General features: G+C 60.5%; 12 protein-coding genes. 9 read left to right on the top strand and 3 right to left on the bottom strand.

Annotated features, from left to right (window positions below; translation table 11 throughout):
- Positions 1 to 59: 59 nt before the first annotated feature.
- Entirely contained in the window at positions 60 to 1976 is a 1917-nt protein-coding gene (locus tag ORL50_RS07455) for a sigma-54-dependent Fis family transcriptional regulator (RefSeq protein ID WP_266011671.1), read from the bottom strand.
- A gap of 391 nt (positions 1977 to 2367) precedes the next feature.
- On the opposite strand from ORL50_RS07455, the gene exaC reads away from it, so the two are divergent.
- The 9 genes from exaC to ORL50_RS07410 all read left to right on the top strand — a co-directional run bounded on the left by exaC (position 2368) and on the right by ORL50_RS07410 (position 11746).
- Positions 2368 to 3888 (top strand): acetaldehyde dehydrogenase ExaC, encoded by a 1521-nt coding sequence (gene exaC, locus ORL50_RS07450; RefSeq protein WP_045061518.1) that lies wholly within the window; start codon positions 2368 to 2370, stop codon positions 3886 to 3888.
- Between the two features lie 149 nt (positions 3889 to 4037).
- Positions 4038 to 5489 (top strand): ethanolamine permease, encoded by a 1452-nt coding sequence (gene eat / locus ORL50_RS07445; RefSeq protein WP_266011666.1) that lies wholly within the window; start codon positions 4038 to 4040, stop codon positions 5487 to 5489.
- 52 nt (positions 5490 to 5541) lie between these two features.
- Positions 5542 to 6936: an ethanolamine ammonia-lyase subunit EutB gene (locus ORL50_RS07440; RefSeq protein WP_266011663.1), complete on the top strand. Its 1395-nt coding sequence runs from the start codon at positions 5542 to 5544 to the stop codon at positions 6934 to 6936.
- 8 nt (positions 6937 to 6944) lie between these two features.
- Positions 6945 to 7769, top strand: a complete 825-nt coding sequence (gene eutC / locus ORL50_RS07435) for an ethanolamine ammonia-lyase subunit EutC (protein ID WP_266011660.1) — start codon at positions 6945 to 6947, stop codon at positions 7767 to 7769.
- Positions 7770 to 7888: 119 nt separating this feature from the next.
- The gene (locus tag ORL50_RS07430) at positions 7889 to 8350 is read left to right on the top strand and encodes a GNAT family N-acetyltransferase (protein WP_266011658.1); all 462 of its coding nucleotides are present in this window, start codon (positions 7889 to 7891) and stop codon (positions 8348 to 8350) included.
- A 298-nt stretch (positions 8351 to 8648) separates the two neighbouring features.
- The gene (locus ORL50_RS07425) at positions 8649 to 9305 is read left to right on the top strand and encodes a DedA family protein (protein WP_266011656.1); all 657 of its coding nucleotides are present in this window, start codon (positions 8649 to 8651) and stop codon (positions 9303 to 9305) included.
- A gap of 6 nt (positions 9306 to 9311) precedes the next feature.
- Complete coding sequence (locus tag ORL50_RS07420; RefSeq protein ID WP_266011654.1) at positions 9312 to 10124, top strand: M90 family metallopeptidase; 813 nt, start codon at positions 9312 to 9314, stop codon at positions 10122 to 10124.
- 113 nt (positions 10125 to 10237) lie between these two features.
- Entirely contained in the window at positions 10238 to 10765 is a 528-nt protein-coding gene (gene ppa / locus ORL50_RS07415; protein ID WP_045061525.1) for an inorganic diphosphatase, read from the top strand.
- 228 nt (positions 10766 to 10993) lie between these two features.
- Complete coding sequence (locus tag ORL50_RS07410; protein WP_266011650.1) at positions 10994 to 11746, top strand: S24 family peptidase; 753 nt, start codon at positions 10994 to 10996, stop codon at positions 11744 to 11746.
- Between the two features lie 559 nt (positions 11747 to 12305).
- Here ORL50_RS07410 and ORL50_RS07405 read toward each other — a convergent pair.
- Together ORL50_RS07405 and ORL50_RS07400 are read right to left on the bottom strand one after the other, a co-directional pair.
- On the bottom strand, positions 12306 to 13112 hold the full coding sequence (locus ORL50_RS07405; RefSeq protein ID WP_266011648.1) for a YfaP family protein: 807 nt from the start codon (positions 13110 to 13112) through the stop codon (positions 12306 to 12308).
- A gap of 3 nt (positions 13113 to 13115) precedes the next feature.
- Positions 13116 to 14735, bottom strand: coding sequence for a DUF2300 domain-containing protein (locus ORL50_RS07400; protein WP_266011646.1), 1620 nt, complete (start codon positions 14733 to 14735; stop codon positions 13116 to 13118).
- Position 14736 lies beyond the last annotated feature (1 nt).

Genomic DNA, 14736 nt, shown 5'->3' with positions numbered 1-14736 from the left:
CATGGCCGCAGGTTAGCCTAGGGAGGCAAAAATCGCACCCTGTGTTTGAAGAGCAACGCCTACATGGATCGAGCTATGCCGTGCTTGCGCAACTTTCGATACAAGGTATTGCGGCTGACTCCCAGCTGCTCGGCCGTGTGAGTCATGTGCCAACGAGTCTGGTCGAGGGCATTGAGCAACGCCAGCCGTTCGGCGTCCTCCAGCGGATGCTCCGATGACTGCGCGGTGACAATGGTCTCTGGCCGAGCCTGGCGAATCATTGCCGGCAAATCCGCAAGACCAATCCGCCCGCCGTCACACAACGCCGCCAAAGTGCGCAGCACATTGCGCAACTGCCGCACGTTACCTGGCCAGGCAAACCCGAGCAGCGCCTGGCGCGCGGGTTCCTCGATTACCACAGCTTCCCCACCGGCTTCCTCGGCCAGCAAGAAATCCAGCAGCTGCGATTTGTCAGTGCGCTCGCGCAATGCGGGCAGCGCCACCTCCAGGCCATTGAGCCGGTAATACAAATCTTCGCGAAAACTGCCGTCCTGCACTCGCTCCAGCAAATTACGGTGAGTAGCACTGATGATTCGTACATTCACCGACTCCGGCTCCCCGCCGATCGGCACCACCTGGCGATCTTCCAGCACCCTGAGCAGGCGGGTCTGCATCGCCAGGGGCATGTCTCCGATCTCATCCAGGAACAACGTGCCGCCATCCGCCTGCTGCAACTTGCCACGCATGCCTTCCTTGCGCGCGCCAGTGAAACTGCCCCCGCGGTAACCGAACAATTCACTCTCGATCAAGCTTTCGGGGATGGCCGCGCAATTGAGTGCGACGAAGGCTTTTTCGCAGCGCTGGCTGGCGTTGTGCACTGCCTTGGCGAACGCCTCCTTGCCGGAGCCCGTCTCGCCGTTGATCAACAGCGGTACATCTCGTTCGAAGACTCGCAGGGACTTGCGAAAATCTTCCTGCAGCGACGCATCACCCAGGCAGATGCCAGCAGGGCGCGCTTGCTGCGGCGCTACCGGGCTCTGTACCACGGGTGTCGGAATACTGCGCGATTGCCCGCGCAACAGCGCGAACAGGCTACGCCCGTCACGGGTGCGCAGCGGCCAACTGGCGCTGGCGTTGACACTGGCACGACCGAGCAACTCATCCAGCGAACAATCGAAAAATGCCTCAACCGGCTTGCCCAGCAGCCCGCCGCGAACGTGACCCAACAGATTCAGGGCGCTCTGGTTGACGGCGCTGATCCGTCCTTCCGCGTCAAATGCCAGCAAGCCTTCGCTGAACAGCCCGACGGATTCGGCTTGCAGGTGAAAGCGCAGCAGCCACTGGTTATCAAAGTAGCGCAGGAAGTAGCAGCTCTCGATCATCTTTGCCGAGAGATTGACCAGGGCCATGGTATGGAACTGGCTCTGACGCGACACGTCATGGCGCGCCGAAGAGACGTCGAGCACCGCCAACAGCTCGCCATGCGGGTCGAATACCGGGCTAGCCGAGCAGGTCAGGCCGGTGTGCCGCCCACGAAAATGTTCGTCCTGATGAATAGTCAGCGACTGGCGCTCCACCAGGCAGGTGCCAATGCCGTTGGTGCCTTCACAGGCTTCGCTCCAGTCGGCGCCCAGCCAGAGGCCGGCGCGTTCGAAGATCTTGCGTTCGGCGGGCGCCGTGACACAGTTGAGAATCACCCCCCGCGCATCGGTCAGCAGCACGGCATGGCCGGCGCCGGACAATTGCTGGTGCAGGCTGGCCATTTCAGTTCCGGCAATATGCAGCACCTGCTGCAAGCGCTCGCGGCTTTCCAGCACACGACCGTGTTCCAGCACCGTGGGCGCCATCGTCAGGGAGGGATCGAGGTGATAGTCCTCAAGGCAACGCAACCACGAGCGGGCAATGGATGGATCGCTGCCAGGACCGTGCAGGTGGGATTTGCCCTGGGTGACGGTCATGACCTGTTGGGCATGGCGAGTCAGATGGTTGTCGTGCATTTTTATTGTTCTCCCCGCAGGATCCGGTGTAACAGCTGCCGCAGGCTGCGTTCGGCGGCGAAGCCGATTCCAGGCGAGCGCTGCGCACTCGAACGCAGCCTCCGGCAGCTGCTACAAGTGCATGGCTTTGCGTGGCACCGAGCATCCTCCAGCGAAGCGCGCATTGCAATGCTGGCAAGACCGCCCAGTCACACTGCGTGACAGATACGATACAAATTGTCACGCACCCTGTACCGATACCGTCACAGCGCCCGCCCATCCGTCCGACAAAAATAGCGCAAGCCCTTGATTCCCCTGCCCTGCAAGGCAGTGGCCCAACCTTTGCTCTACGCTTATAACAAGCGCACAAGCGCGCCTCCCCTATAAGTACAAAAGCCAAAGGAGAAACATCATGCGTTACGCTCACCCAGGTACTGAAGGCGCAATCGTTTCGTTCAAGAGCAAGTATGGAAATTACATCGGCGGCGAGTTCGTCGCGCCTGTCAAAGGTCAGTACTTCACCAATACTTCGCCAGTCAATGGCCAACCCATTGCCGAATTCCCGCGTTCCACCGCCGAAGACATCGACAAGGCCCTGGACGCTGCACACGCTGCGGCTGACGCTTGGGGCAGCACTTCTGCCCAGGCGCGCTCGCTGGTCCTGCTGAAAATCGCCGATCGTATCGAGCAGAATCTGGAAGTCCTGGCGATCACCGAATCCTGGGACAACGGCAAAGCCGTGCGCGAAACCCTGAATGCCGACATCCCGCTGGCGGCCGACCATTTCCGTTACTTCGCCGGCTGCCTGCGCGCCCAGGAAGGCAGCGCTGCCGAGATTGATGGCAATACCGTGGCCTATCACATCCATGAGCCGCTCGGCGTCGTCGGGCAGATCATCCCTTGGAACTTCCCGATCCTGATGGCGGCCTGGAAACTCGCCCCGGCGCTGGCCGCCGGTAACTGCGTGGTGCTCAAGCCTGCCGAGCAAACCCCGCTGGGCATTACCGTGCTGATGGAACTGATCGGCGACCTGCTACCACCCGGCGTGCTCAACGTAGTGCAAGGCTTCGGCAAGGAAGCCGGCGAAGCGCTCGCCACCAGCAAACGCATCGCCAAAATCGCCTTCACCGGCTCGACCCCGGTCGGCTCGCACATCATGAAATGCGCCGCTGAAAACATCATCCCGTCCACCGTGGAGCTGGGTGGCAAGTCGCCGAACATCTTCTTCGCCGACATCATGGACGCCGAAGAAACCTTCATCGAAAAAGCTGCTGAAGGCCTGGTCCTGGCGTTCTTCAACCAGGGCGAAGTCTGCACCTGCCCGTCCCGCGCGCTGGTACAAGAGTCGATCTACGACGACTTCATGAAAGTGGTCATGAAAAAAGTCCTGCAGATCAAACGTGGCGATCCACTGGACACCGACACCATGGTCGGCGCCCAGGCGTCCGAGCAGCAGTTCGACAAGATTCTTTCGTACCTGGAAATTGCCAAGGGCGAAGGCGCGGAGTTGCTGACCGGCGGCAAGGTGGAAAAACTCGAGGGCAACCTGGCGACCGGGTATTACATCCAGCCGACCTTGCTCAAGGGCACCAACAAAATGCGCGTGTTCCAGGAAGAAATCTTTGGCCCGGTGGTGAGCATCACCACGTTCAAGGACGAAGCCGAAGCCCTGGCCATCGCCAACGACACCGAGTTCGGCCTGGGCGCCGGCCTCTGGACCCGCGACATCAACCGCGCCTACCGCATGGGCCGCGCCATCAAGGCCGGTCGTGTGTGGACCAACTGCTACCACCTGTATCCGGCGCATGCCGCGTTCGGTGGTTACAAAAAGTCCGGCGTCGGCCGTGAAACCCACAAAATGATGCTTGATCACTATCAGCAGACCAAAAACCTGCTGGTGAGCTACGACATCAATCCGCTGGGCTTCTTCTAAAACTACCCTGCAACTCGCTCCTCCTCTGTAGGAGCGAGCCTGCTCGCGATGGCGGTCTTTCATTCAGCGCACCAGTTGTCTGGACCACCGCTATCGCGAGCAGGCTCACTCCTACAGGGCCCACCTAAAACAATAAGAATGGTGCAAATATGCCTAGCGAATCTCCGTCCGGTGCTCCGGCGACCGGCGCTTCCGTCGATTTCGAAAAAGTCGGCAGCGACTACTTTCAGCAACGTGAATTGAAGAAAGGCGCCGCTGGCTGGGTCCTGCTGGTCGGCCTCGGCGTGGCCTACGTCATTTCCGGTGATTACGCCGGATGGAACTTCGGCCTGGCCCAGGGTGGCTGGGGTGGCATGTTCCTCGCCACATTGCTGATGGCCACCATGTACCTGTGCATGTGTTTCTCCCTGGCCGAACTGTCTTCCATGATTCCTACTGCCGGTGGCGGTTATGGCTTTGCCCGCAGCGCTTTCGGCCCCTGGGGCGGGTTCCTGACCGGGACTGCGATTCTGATCGAGTACGCCATCGCCCCCGCAGCAATCGCTGTGTTCATCGGCGCCTATTGCGAGTCCCTGTTCGGCATTGGCGGCTGGATGATTTACCTGGCGTTTTACATCATCTTCATTGCTATCCACATCTTCGGCGTCGGCGAGGCGCTGAAGCTGATGTTTGTCATCACCGCCGTGGCCGCGCTGGCCCTGGGCGTGTTCCTGGTGGCGATGGTGCCGCACTTCGAGGTTGCCAACCTGCTGGACATTCCAGTGACGGACGCCAAGGGCGCGAGCAGCTTCTTGCCCTTTGGTTACGTGGGCGTGTGGGCGGCCATTCCCTACGCAATCTGGTTCTTCCTCGCGGTCGAAGGCGTTCCGTTGGCGGCAGAAGAAACCAAGAACCCGAAGCGCGACCTGCCCCGCGGCCTTATTGGCGCCATGCTGGTGCTGGTGAGCTTTGCCCTGCTGATCCTGGTGATCGGTCCCGGTGGTGCTGGCGCCAACGCCCTGCTGACATCGGGAAATCCGCTGGTCGAAGCCTTGAGCAAAGCCTATGGCGGCTCGACCTGGATGGGCAGCTTCGTCAACCTGGTCGGCCTGGCGGGCCTGATCGCCAGTTTCTTCTCGATCATCTACGCCTACTCGCGGCAGATTTTTGCCTTGTCCCGAGCTGGCTACCTGCCACGCAAACTGTCCGAGACCAATAAGAGCAAGGCGCCCGTGCTGGCGCTGATCATTCCCGGGATTATCGGCTTCGGCCTGTCGCTGACCGGCCAAGGTGACTTGCTGATCCTCGTGGCAGTGTTCGGCGCGACCATTTCCTACGTGCTGATGATGGCCGCGCACATCACGCTGCGCATTCGCCGCCCCAAAATGGATCGGCCATACCGCACCCCGGGCGGCATCTTCACCTCTGGTGTAGCCTTGGTATTGGCCTGCATCGCGGTAGTGGCGGGCTTCCTGGTTGACCCGCGGGTGGTCATCGGCGCAGCGATCATCTATGGAGTGTTAATTGCTTACTTTGCTTTCTACAGCCGGCATCACTTGGTAGCAGGCACGCCCGAAGAAGAATTCGCGGCGATTCAGGCCGCAGAAAAAGCCCTGCACTGACCGCTGCAAACTACGGCGCGGGCCCCGGCCTGCGCCGTCACGGAGAATTTGTATGGCTAGTTTTGCTCACACCGTCGGCGCCCAGGTCTATCGCTTCGAAAGCCTCAAGGACGTCATGGCCAAGGCCAGCCCGGCACGCTCGGGGGATTTCCTGGCCGGCGTTGCCGCGCTCAACGATGGCGAACGCGTGGCCGCGCAAATGGCGCTGGCCGACATCCCGCTTACGCACTTCCTGCAGGAAGTATTGATTCCTTACGAAGCCGATGAAGTCACCCGGCTAATCATCGACACCCATGACAAGCAGGCTTTTGCCGTGGTCAGCCACCTCACCGTCGGCGGTTTCCGCGACTGGTTGCTGAGCGACCATGCCGACGAACAAAGCCTGCGCGCCCTAGCGCCTGGCCTGACCCCGGAAATGGTCGCCGCCGTGTCCAAGATCATGCGCGTGCAGGACCTGGTGCTGGTCGCGCAGAAAATCCGCGTGGTCACCCGCTTTCGCGGCACGATGGGCTTGCGCGGTCGGCTGTCGACCCGCTTGCAGCCCAATCACCCTACCGACGAACCCGCCGGCATCGCCGCGAGCATTCTCGACGGCCTGCTGTATGGCAACGGCGATGCCATGATTGGCATCAACCCTGCCACCGACAGCATCGCCTCAATCTGCGCGATGCTGGAAATGCTCGATGCCATCATCCAGCGCTACGACATTCCGACTCAGGCGTGCGTGCTGACCCATGTCACCACGTCCATCGAGGCGGTCAATCGCGGAGTTCCGTTGGACCTGGTGTTTCAGTCCATCGCCGGCACCGAAGCGGCCAATGCCAGTTTCGGCATCAACCTGAATGTGCTGCAGGAAGGCTACGATGCCGGGCTAAGCCTGAATCGCGGCACTCTCGGGCAAAACCTGATGTATTTCGAAACCGGCCAGGGCAGTGCCTTGTCCGCCAACGCCCACCACGGGGTCGACCAGCAGACCTGTGAAACCCGGGCCTATGCCGTCGCGCGGCATTTCAAACCGTTTCTGGTGAACACGGTCGTCGGCTTTATCGGTCCGGAATACCTGTACAACGGCAAGCAGATCATCCGCGCCGGCCTCGAGGATCATTTCTGCGGCAAGCTGCTGGGCGTGCCCATGGGTTGCGACATCTGCTACACCAACCACGCCGAAGCCGATCAGGACGACATGGACACCCTGCTGACCCTGCTGGGCGTGGCGGGGATCAACTTCATCATGGGCATTCCCGGCTCCGACGACATCATGCTCAACTACCAGACCACCTCGTTCCACGACGCGCTCTACGCGCGGCAGACCCTGGGCCTGAAACCTGCGCCGGAATTCGAACAGTGGCTGGCCAGAATGGGCATCTTCACCCAGGCAGACGGCAAGGTACTCTTTGGCAACAACCTGCCACCGGCTTTCCGCCAGGCCCTGGCGCAATTGGGATGAGTGTTGAAATGGACAAACCACCTGTTGATCCACAAAACCCCTGGCTGGAACTGCGCCGCCTGACTCCGGCGCGGATCGCCCTCGGCCGCACCGGCACCAGCATGCCCACCAGTGCGCAGCTGGATTTCCAGCTGGCGCATGCCCAGGCGCGGGACGCGGTGCACCTGCCATTTGATCACGCCGGCCTCAGCACCCAACTCGAGCAACGCGGTCGGCAGAGCCTGCTGCTGCGCAGTGCCGCCACCGATCGCAACAGCTACTTGCAACGCCCCGACCTGGGCCGGAAATTGAGCGACGAATCAGCCCACACCCTGCGCGATTACGCGCAGTTCCATCCCGGAGGAGTGGATCTGGTTATCGTAGTGGCCGATGGCCTGTCCGCGTTGGCCGTGCATAAGCATACGATGCCTTTCCTGGAGCGTATGGAAGAGCAGGTCCAGGCTGAGGGCTGGTCAGTAGCGCCGGTGATCCTGGTCGAACAGGGGCGAGTCGCGGTGGGCGACGAAATCGGCGAACTGCTGGGCGCCAGGATGGTGGTCATCCTGATCGGCGAACGCCCCGGCCTCAGCTCACCGGACAGCCTGGGCCTGTACTTCACCTACAACCCCAAAGTCGGCCTGACCGATGCCTACCGCAACTGCATTTCCAATGTCCGCCTCGAGGGCCTGAGCTACGGCATGGCAGCTCACCGCTTGCTCTACCTGATGCGCGAGGCCTGTCGGCGGCAGCTGTCCGGGGTCAATCTGAAGGATGAAGCCCAGGTGCAGACCCTGGAAGCGGACCCGAACGTTGAAATGAAAGGCAACTTTCTGCTCAGCCCACCGGAAGCCTGAACCGTTTCCGCATTGCGTTAGGCCTGCGATTTCAGGCAGGATCGACGCACGGCTGCCCGAGTGAGAACCGTTCGCCGTCAGAGCACGTGAAGACAGCCACTTGAAGACGAGACCTATCGATGCGGATTATCCAAGCGACCCTCGAACACCTGGACCTGCTAACCCCGTTATTCGTCAAATACCGTGAGTTCTACGGCTCCCTGCCCTATCCAGACTCATCCCGGGCGTTCCTCGAAAAACGCCTGCGTCGCAAGGAGTCAGTGATTTACCTGGCCTTGTCCGATGACGACAGCAACAAGCTGATGGGCTTTTGCCAGCTGTACCCAAGCTTTTCTTCGCTTTCGCTCAAACGTGTGTGGATCCTCAACGACATTTATGTCGCCGAAGACGCCCGCCGCCAGCTGGTGGCCGATAACCTGATCCGCACCGCGAAGAAAATGGCCAAGGACACCAATGCCGTGCGCATGCGCGTGTCCACCAGCAGTGACAACGAAGTCGCGCAGAAAACCTACGAATCCATCGGATTCAAGGAAGACACCGAGTTCAAGAACTACGTGCTGCCCATCAGCGACGAGCTCTGACCGCCACCCAGAGAGCTCCCGTCTGTGGGAGCAAAGCTTGCTCGCGATAGCGGTGGCACATCCACCCACCGGTGTGATAGACACACCAGATCGCGAGCAAGCTCGCTCCTACAAAACGCTGCATATACACCGCCGGTCTCCCCGACATCCCCCGCTACAAACTCATCGGGCTTTTCAGTTGTCAGCTCGTATAATGCCGACCTTTTCGGCTCGTAAGAAAAACTACATTTCCCTGTAGGCTTTCGCGTAGTCATTCGCACAGGCCTGCCGAGTCGGGCCGTCACCACAGGTGCTTTCCATGGATTTCAACCCGCTCGACCTTATTCTGCATCTCGACGTCTACCTCGATTTGCTGGTCAACAACTACGGGCCATGGATCTACGCCATTCTGTTCCTGGTGATCTTTTGCGAGACCGGCCTGGTGGTAATGCCCTTCCTGCCGGGTGATTCGCTGCTGTTCATTGCGGGCGCGGTAGCTGCCGGCGGCGGCATGGACCCGGTATTGCTGGCCGGCCTGTTGATGCTGGCGGCCATCCTCGGCGACAGCACCAACTACGTGATCGGACGAACGGCGGGCGAACGCTTGTTCAGCAATCCCAACTCGAAAATCTTCCGCCGCGACTACCTGCAGCAGACCCACGACTTCTACGACAAACACGGCGGCAAGACGGTGACCCTGGCGCGCTTCCTGCCGATCATCCGTACCTTTGCACCGTTCGTCGCCGGCGTCGCCCGGATGCCCTACCCGCGCTTCTTCTTTTTCAGCGTTCTGGGCACGATCCTCTGGGTGGGCGGCCTGGTCACCTTGGGCTACTTCTTTGGCAATGTGCCGTTCATCAAGAGCAACCTGTCGTTGCTGGTGGTTGGCATCATCCTGCTGTCGCTGATCCCGATGATCATCGGCATCGTGCGCAGTCGCATCGGCGGCTCCAGCTCCAAAACCGCCTCGCGCTGATCGTCCATGTGGTCCCTGAGCGCCTGGCGGCGCCAGCGCATCCTGGCCAGGCACCCGATTGCCGACGACCTGTGGCAGCGGGTGCGCCATCATTTGAGTTTTCTCGACGGCATCAGCGCCGAGGAAGACCAGTGGCTGCGCGAAGCCAGCGTGCTGTTCCTCGACGATAAACATCTGACGGTCCTGCCCGGTGTCGAATTGCACCAGGAACAACGCCTGCTGCTGGCCGTCCAGGCACAATTGCCGCTGATGCACCTGGGCGACCTGAACTGGTATCAGGGTTTTCATGAAATCGTCCTGTACCCGGACGACTTTCTCAGCCCGCAGCGCCATCGCGACGCCAGCGGCGTCGAACACGAGTGGGACGGCGAACACAGTGGCGAAGCCTGGCAGCAAGGGCCAATCATCCTCGCCTGGCCCGGAGTGATGGCCAGCGGCGGTTGGGAAGGCTACAACCTGGTCATCCACGAACTTGCGCACAAACTCGACATGCTCAACGGCGACGCCAACGGCCTGCCGCCGCTGCATGGCGACATGCGGGTCAGCGATTGGGCCAGGGTCATGCAAGAAGCCTACGACGACCTCGACCGGCAACTTGACCGCGATCCCGACGCACAGACCGCCATTGATCCGTACGCCGCCGAGAATCCAGCGGAATTTTTCGCCGTCACCAGCGAGTACTTCTTCAGCGCCCCGGATTTGCTGCACGAGGCGTATCCTCAGGTATACGACCAGCTCAGGCTGTTTTACCGGCAGGACCCGCTGGCACGCCTGCGGCAACTTCAGGCCGAAGACCCGGTCTATCAGGCACACGACTAAGGTCTCTACGACCCTTGGTACGTGGCATCGACGGCGGAATATGCCTATAATCGCCGCCACTTTTTGGTCAATCCGGCCAAGTGTTTTTGGTCAACTAACGGGGGCACCGCCCAATGAGCTACAGCAAGATTCCGGCTGGCAAAGACCTGCCGAACGACATCTACGTCGCGATCGAGATTCCGGCCAACCACGCGCCGATCAAATACGAAATCGACAAAGACAGCGATTGCCTGTTCGTTGACCGTTTCATGGCCACCCCGATGTTCTACCCGGCCAACTACGGTTTCATCCCGAACACCCTGGCTGACGACGGTGACCCCCTCGACGTGCTGGTCGTGACCCCTTACCCGGTTGCTCCAGGCTCGGTTATCCGCGCTCGCCCAGTCGGCATCCTGCACATGACCGACGACGGCGGCGGCGATGCCAAAGTCATCGCAGTGCCACACGACAAGCTGTCCCAGCTGTACGTCGACGTGAAGGAATACACCGATCTGCCAGCCCTGCTGCTGGAACAGATCAAGCACTTCTTCGAGAACTACAAAGACCTCGAAAAAGGCAAATGGGTAAAAATCGAAGGTTGGGGCGACGCAGAAGCAGCCCGTACCGAGATCATGAAGTCGGTTGCGGCCTATAAAGGCTGAAACTGCAGCTTTTAGCGTCAAGCTATAAGCTTCAAGAAACCCCGGGAAACCGGGGTTTTTTATGGGCGTATGAAAATCCAATTAAACAGCCCGTTTAGCCACAGGCCGGATTGGTTTTTCTTTGTTTAATTTTCCCACAATGAGTCTTACATCCAGTGGTAAAAATCAGGCGATATTTGAACGGCTCGTTGATTCAAAGCCCTGGCCCGCGACATTAGACTCGCGTTTATGAAAAAGAATAAAACCTGCGGTAAACGATTCAAGGTCGCCCTCACGGAGGCGAAAATCACGACGACGGCATTCGCCGACTTCCTGAAGATCCCCCAGGCGCAAAATGTACATAACTGGTACACCCGAGGCGTGCCCGAATATCGGATGGAAGAAGTCGCCAGGATTCTATCCATCAACAGCCAGTGGCTGAAAACCGGCGAGGGCCCCAGAGACGCCAAGGAAATGCGCCTGGTCCCAGACACCAGCAACATCTTGGACGCCCACGCCATCCGCGGCACCTACCAGGTGGTCGAGCCGACAGATGTCGAGGTACCCTTCTACAAGGAGATGCCCCTGACACCCGGTTCCAGCAAAACCCACGTCGCCAAGGACCCGGAAAACTTCATCCGCCTGCCCCGCTGCGACCTCGACTCCTTGGAAATCAACCACACCGACGCCATCTGCGCACGCATGATCGGCAACAGCATGGCCGAGAAAATCGAAGACGGATCCCTGCTCGCCATCGACCGCGGCCTCACGCAAATCGTCGATGGCGAGATCTACGCCGTCGAACACGACGGCATGCTGCTGATCAAATACCTGCACCGCGTACCCGGTAACGCCATCCGCATGCGTAGCCACAACCACGCCCAATATCCCGACGAAGTCTTTCGCTCAGCGCAAATAGAAGAACAAAACATCCGGGTGCTGGGCTGGGTATTCTGGTGGTCCACTCTGAACAAACGTCGGCCGATCGTGCCGTTTTTATAAACTCGCCGCCCCGCCACCGCCCCCGTAGCAGCTGGCGCAGCCTGCGTTCGGCAGCTGCTACATAAACCGAAACGCTCTACCCCGCACATCACACTGGGAATCATCTAAAAAAATCAGTATGCTGCGCCCCACATTTGCGCATCGACCCTTCCAAGGCTCAGATCGCACCGACCTGGCAGATGATTTTCTCCCCAGGTCCCACAGCCGGACGCAAGATCCGGGTGTACGTTTTGAAGGCTGGCGCGGTTTACCAAAAATGAATCAAGCCAGTCCCCGAGAAGCCGGCCACAAGCCGGCTTTTTAATGCCCGAAAGAAAACTAACGAATTAATGAATCGATACCCGGCATACTTGCGCTTTTAGGTGCCGGCAGTCCGGAGCGGCCAATCTGCATTCGATTATTTTCTGCCGCTTGAGGACCTGAGGAACCCGTTTCTTCGATAGCGCAATCCAATCCTCGGAGATTCCGGAGCGCTGTAGCCCACGAGCATCATTTTTAGTGGTTCGTTCACGCTAAAAGTGGGCAGCAACCTGTTGACCAAATCACGGTATTACCCTCCTCACGGATAACTAAACCCCTTAACCAACGTCAACTCCCCCACCGCCCGCATCGGCACCAGAAAAGTCTCCATCTTCTCACTCGGCGTGCCCTCCTCCGTGATGACCGTGACCTGCGCCGTGGTCAGCGGCTGCACGGCATCCTCCTGCCCCTCGTCATCGCTGCGGTACCCACCGCCAAAATAATTTACGTAGACCAGATACTGCCCCTTGATCGGCGCCGGCATGGCGAAGATTTCCGGGCCGTAGCCGGTGGTGACGTCAACGTCGAGCGCTGCGCCGTTGGGGACGGCTCGGTCGCCGTACCAGATGTGGGCGCCGTCCGGGGTGATGAGGTGCAGGTCGAGGTCGGTGTTGTCGCTGTCCCATGCCAGCAGCACTCGCAGCTTGGCCGGGGTGGCGCCGCCGCTGGTGTTGAGGAACTGGGTGCGATGGCGTTGCTGGCCGTCTGGGCTGCGTACTTCGACGCTGTTGCTGCCGTTGGGGAATGAGAACGGGCGGTCGAAACGGCCCGCTTCGTCGATTTTCAGGGGCATGCTGACGCCGTTGACGATCAGGCGTCCGGGCTCGGCGGATTTGGGGGTGGCCTGGATTTGGCCGCTGATGCGGGCAGTGTTTGCCTGGCCGGCTGGGGTGTTGACTGATGATGCCGGGTAGTTGACGGTCTGGCGAAAGTTTTCGCCCTCGCCTTCGGGTGCACCGGTGCGCCAGCCGCCGACGGGGGTGTCGAGTTTCACGGCGCTCTGGGCCGTAACGATTGTCGGCAATATGCACAGGAACAGGATGATCGGTGAATAACGGAGTTTCATGGCCTATTCCAGCAAGAGGTGACGGGCGAGCCCTTCAATGTAGGTTTCGTCCTGGCCGTTGGGATGAGCTTCAAAGGCCAGGTGCAGGTATTCATGGGTCAGGTCGAGGCGATCCTGCAGTGACAGCACGCCGCGCACGTACAGGCGCTGGCGTTCGCGGTCGACGTAGGGCCGACCAAAAGCCAGGCGGCAGACGGCAAAAGTGCTGACTTCGTTGTAGCCGACCTCGCTTTCTAAACGCGCACGCCAACCTCGTCGCTGTTTTTGCAGCCAGTCCTGGGCAGCGGGCAGCGCTTCGCACGACGCCACAGGGTTGTCCCAGCGACTGAGGCTGGCGCGTGGGTAGGCGTGCAACAAAATGGCATCGTAGCGCTGGCCGGCGTTGGCTTGTTCGACGGCTTGTTGCCACGAGAGTTGGTCCGGCCCCGGTTGGTCGGAGTGGTAAGTGACGGTGCTGCCGGCCAGCACCAGGTCGCTGGTCCAGGCGGCGATGTGGCGCGATTCGGCGGTGGCCGGTCGTGGCGCTACCCGTTGTCGGCTGCTGCTGTCGTCAATGCTCAGGCAGGCGCCGTTGCGACTGGCGTTTTGCAGCAGATAGGTGCGAATGGCCACGGCCAGGGCTTTGGCGGCTTCGGCAGGTTGTGCCTTGGCTTCGCGCTGCAGGACGCGCGCGACATACTCTTCACGGTCGAGACGCGCGACCAGCCTGTCCTCGAGCAGGAACAGTTCGCCGTCGCTGTGGATATCGAGTTGATTGCCGTTGGTGAACTCGACTCGATAATCGCCCTGCAGCGGTCCTGAGGTGACTGCCCGATCGCCTGACATCACCCGCGCAACCGGATAACGGGAAAATAGTCCGACCTCGACGCAACGCCCTGCATCTGCAGGCCAATTGACCGGCAGCACGGACGCCAGGGCTGCGCCATGTTTGCGCAGAACCATCTGGCTGGTTCCGCGCCCACCCGCCCAGATCGGCGTGCCATCCACTGTCCACCCGGCAAAACCACCCTGGCGTGATGACGGATCCTGATCGCCCAGCCAGCTCCAGGTTTTCACTCGCAGCCGACCGCCCAGCTCGCCCACGGCATTGCCGTCTGCGGCATTCAATACGACATCGAGCAATACCTGGCGCGCCTGAGCCTGCGCCGGCATCAGCGCCAACACCTGAAGTAACTGCGCCACGGACACTCGCGTCGAAGGCTGCAATGACGAGAGCCCCAGCAACCACTGCGGAGCTTGCCGTGTTTGCCAATAAGTGCGCCAGTCGGATTCGGCGATGCCCAGCCGCGCCGGGTCGAAGTACAGGCCGCAGGATTTGACCAGGGCCTGATCCCGCTCGATCTTCCCGCCGGTACTGCAGCAGTAGACTTCCTCTTTGGATTGCCCGCGGCATTCATAGGGCGCTTCACGGGCGTCGGTATCCACCAGCCAGGCGTAGACAAACAGCTTCCACAGACTGCCCAGCGGCGCCTGCAGATCAGCTGGCAACGGCTGTCGGGCGATGAGTTGAGTGTCACTCAGCGACAGCAACTCGCCCTTGAAGGCCACGCGCAGTGGCTCGTCCAGCGCTGTCGCCAGCGCGGGGATCAAGCACAGCAGGCACCAGACCACCGCCCGCAGCATC

The sequence above is a fragment of the Pseudomonas sp. RIT-562 genome (assembly GCF_026241895.1).
Taxonomy (GTDB): domain Bacteria; phylum Pseudomonadota; class Gammaproteobacteria; order Pseudomonadales; family Pseudomonadaceae; genus Aquipseudomonas; species Aquipseudomonas mandelii_F.
Note: the sequence above shows the minus strand (reverse complement) of the source record. Positions and strands in the feature narration are given on the sequence as shown.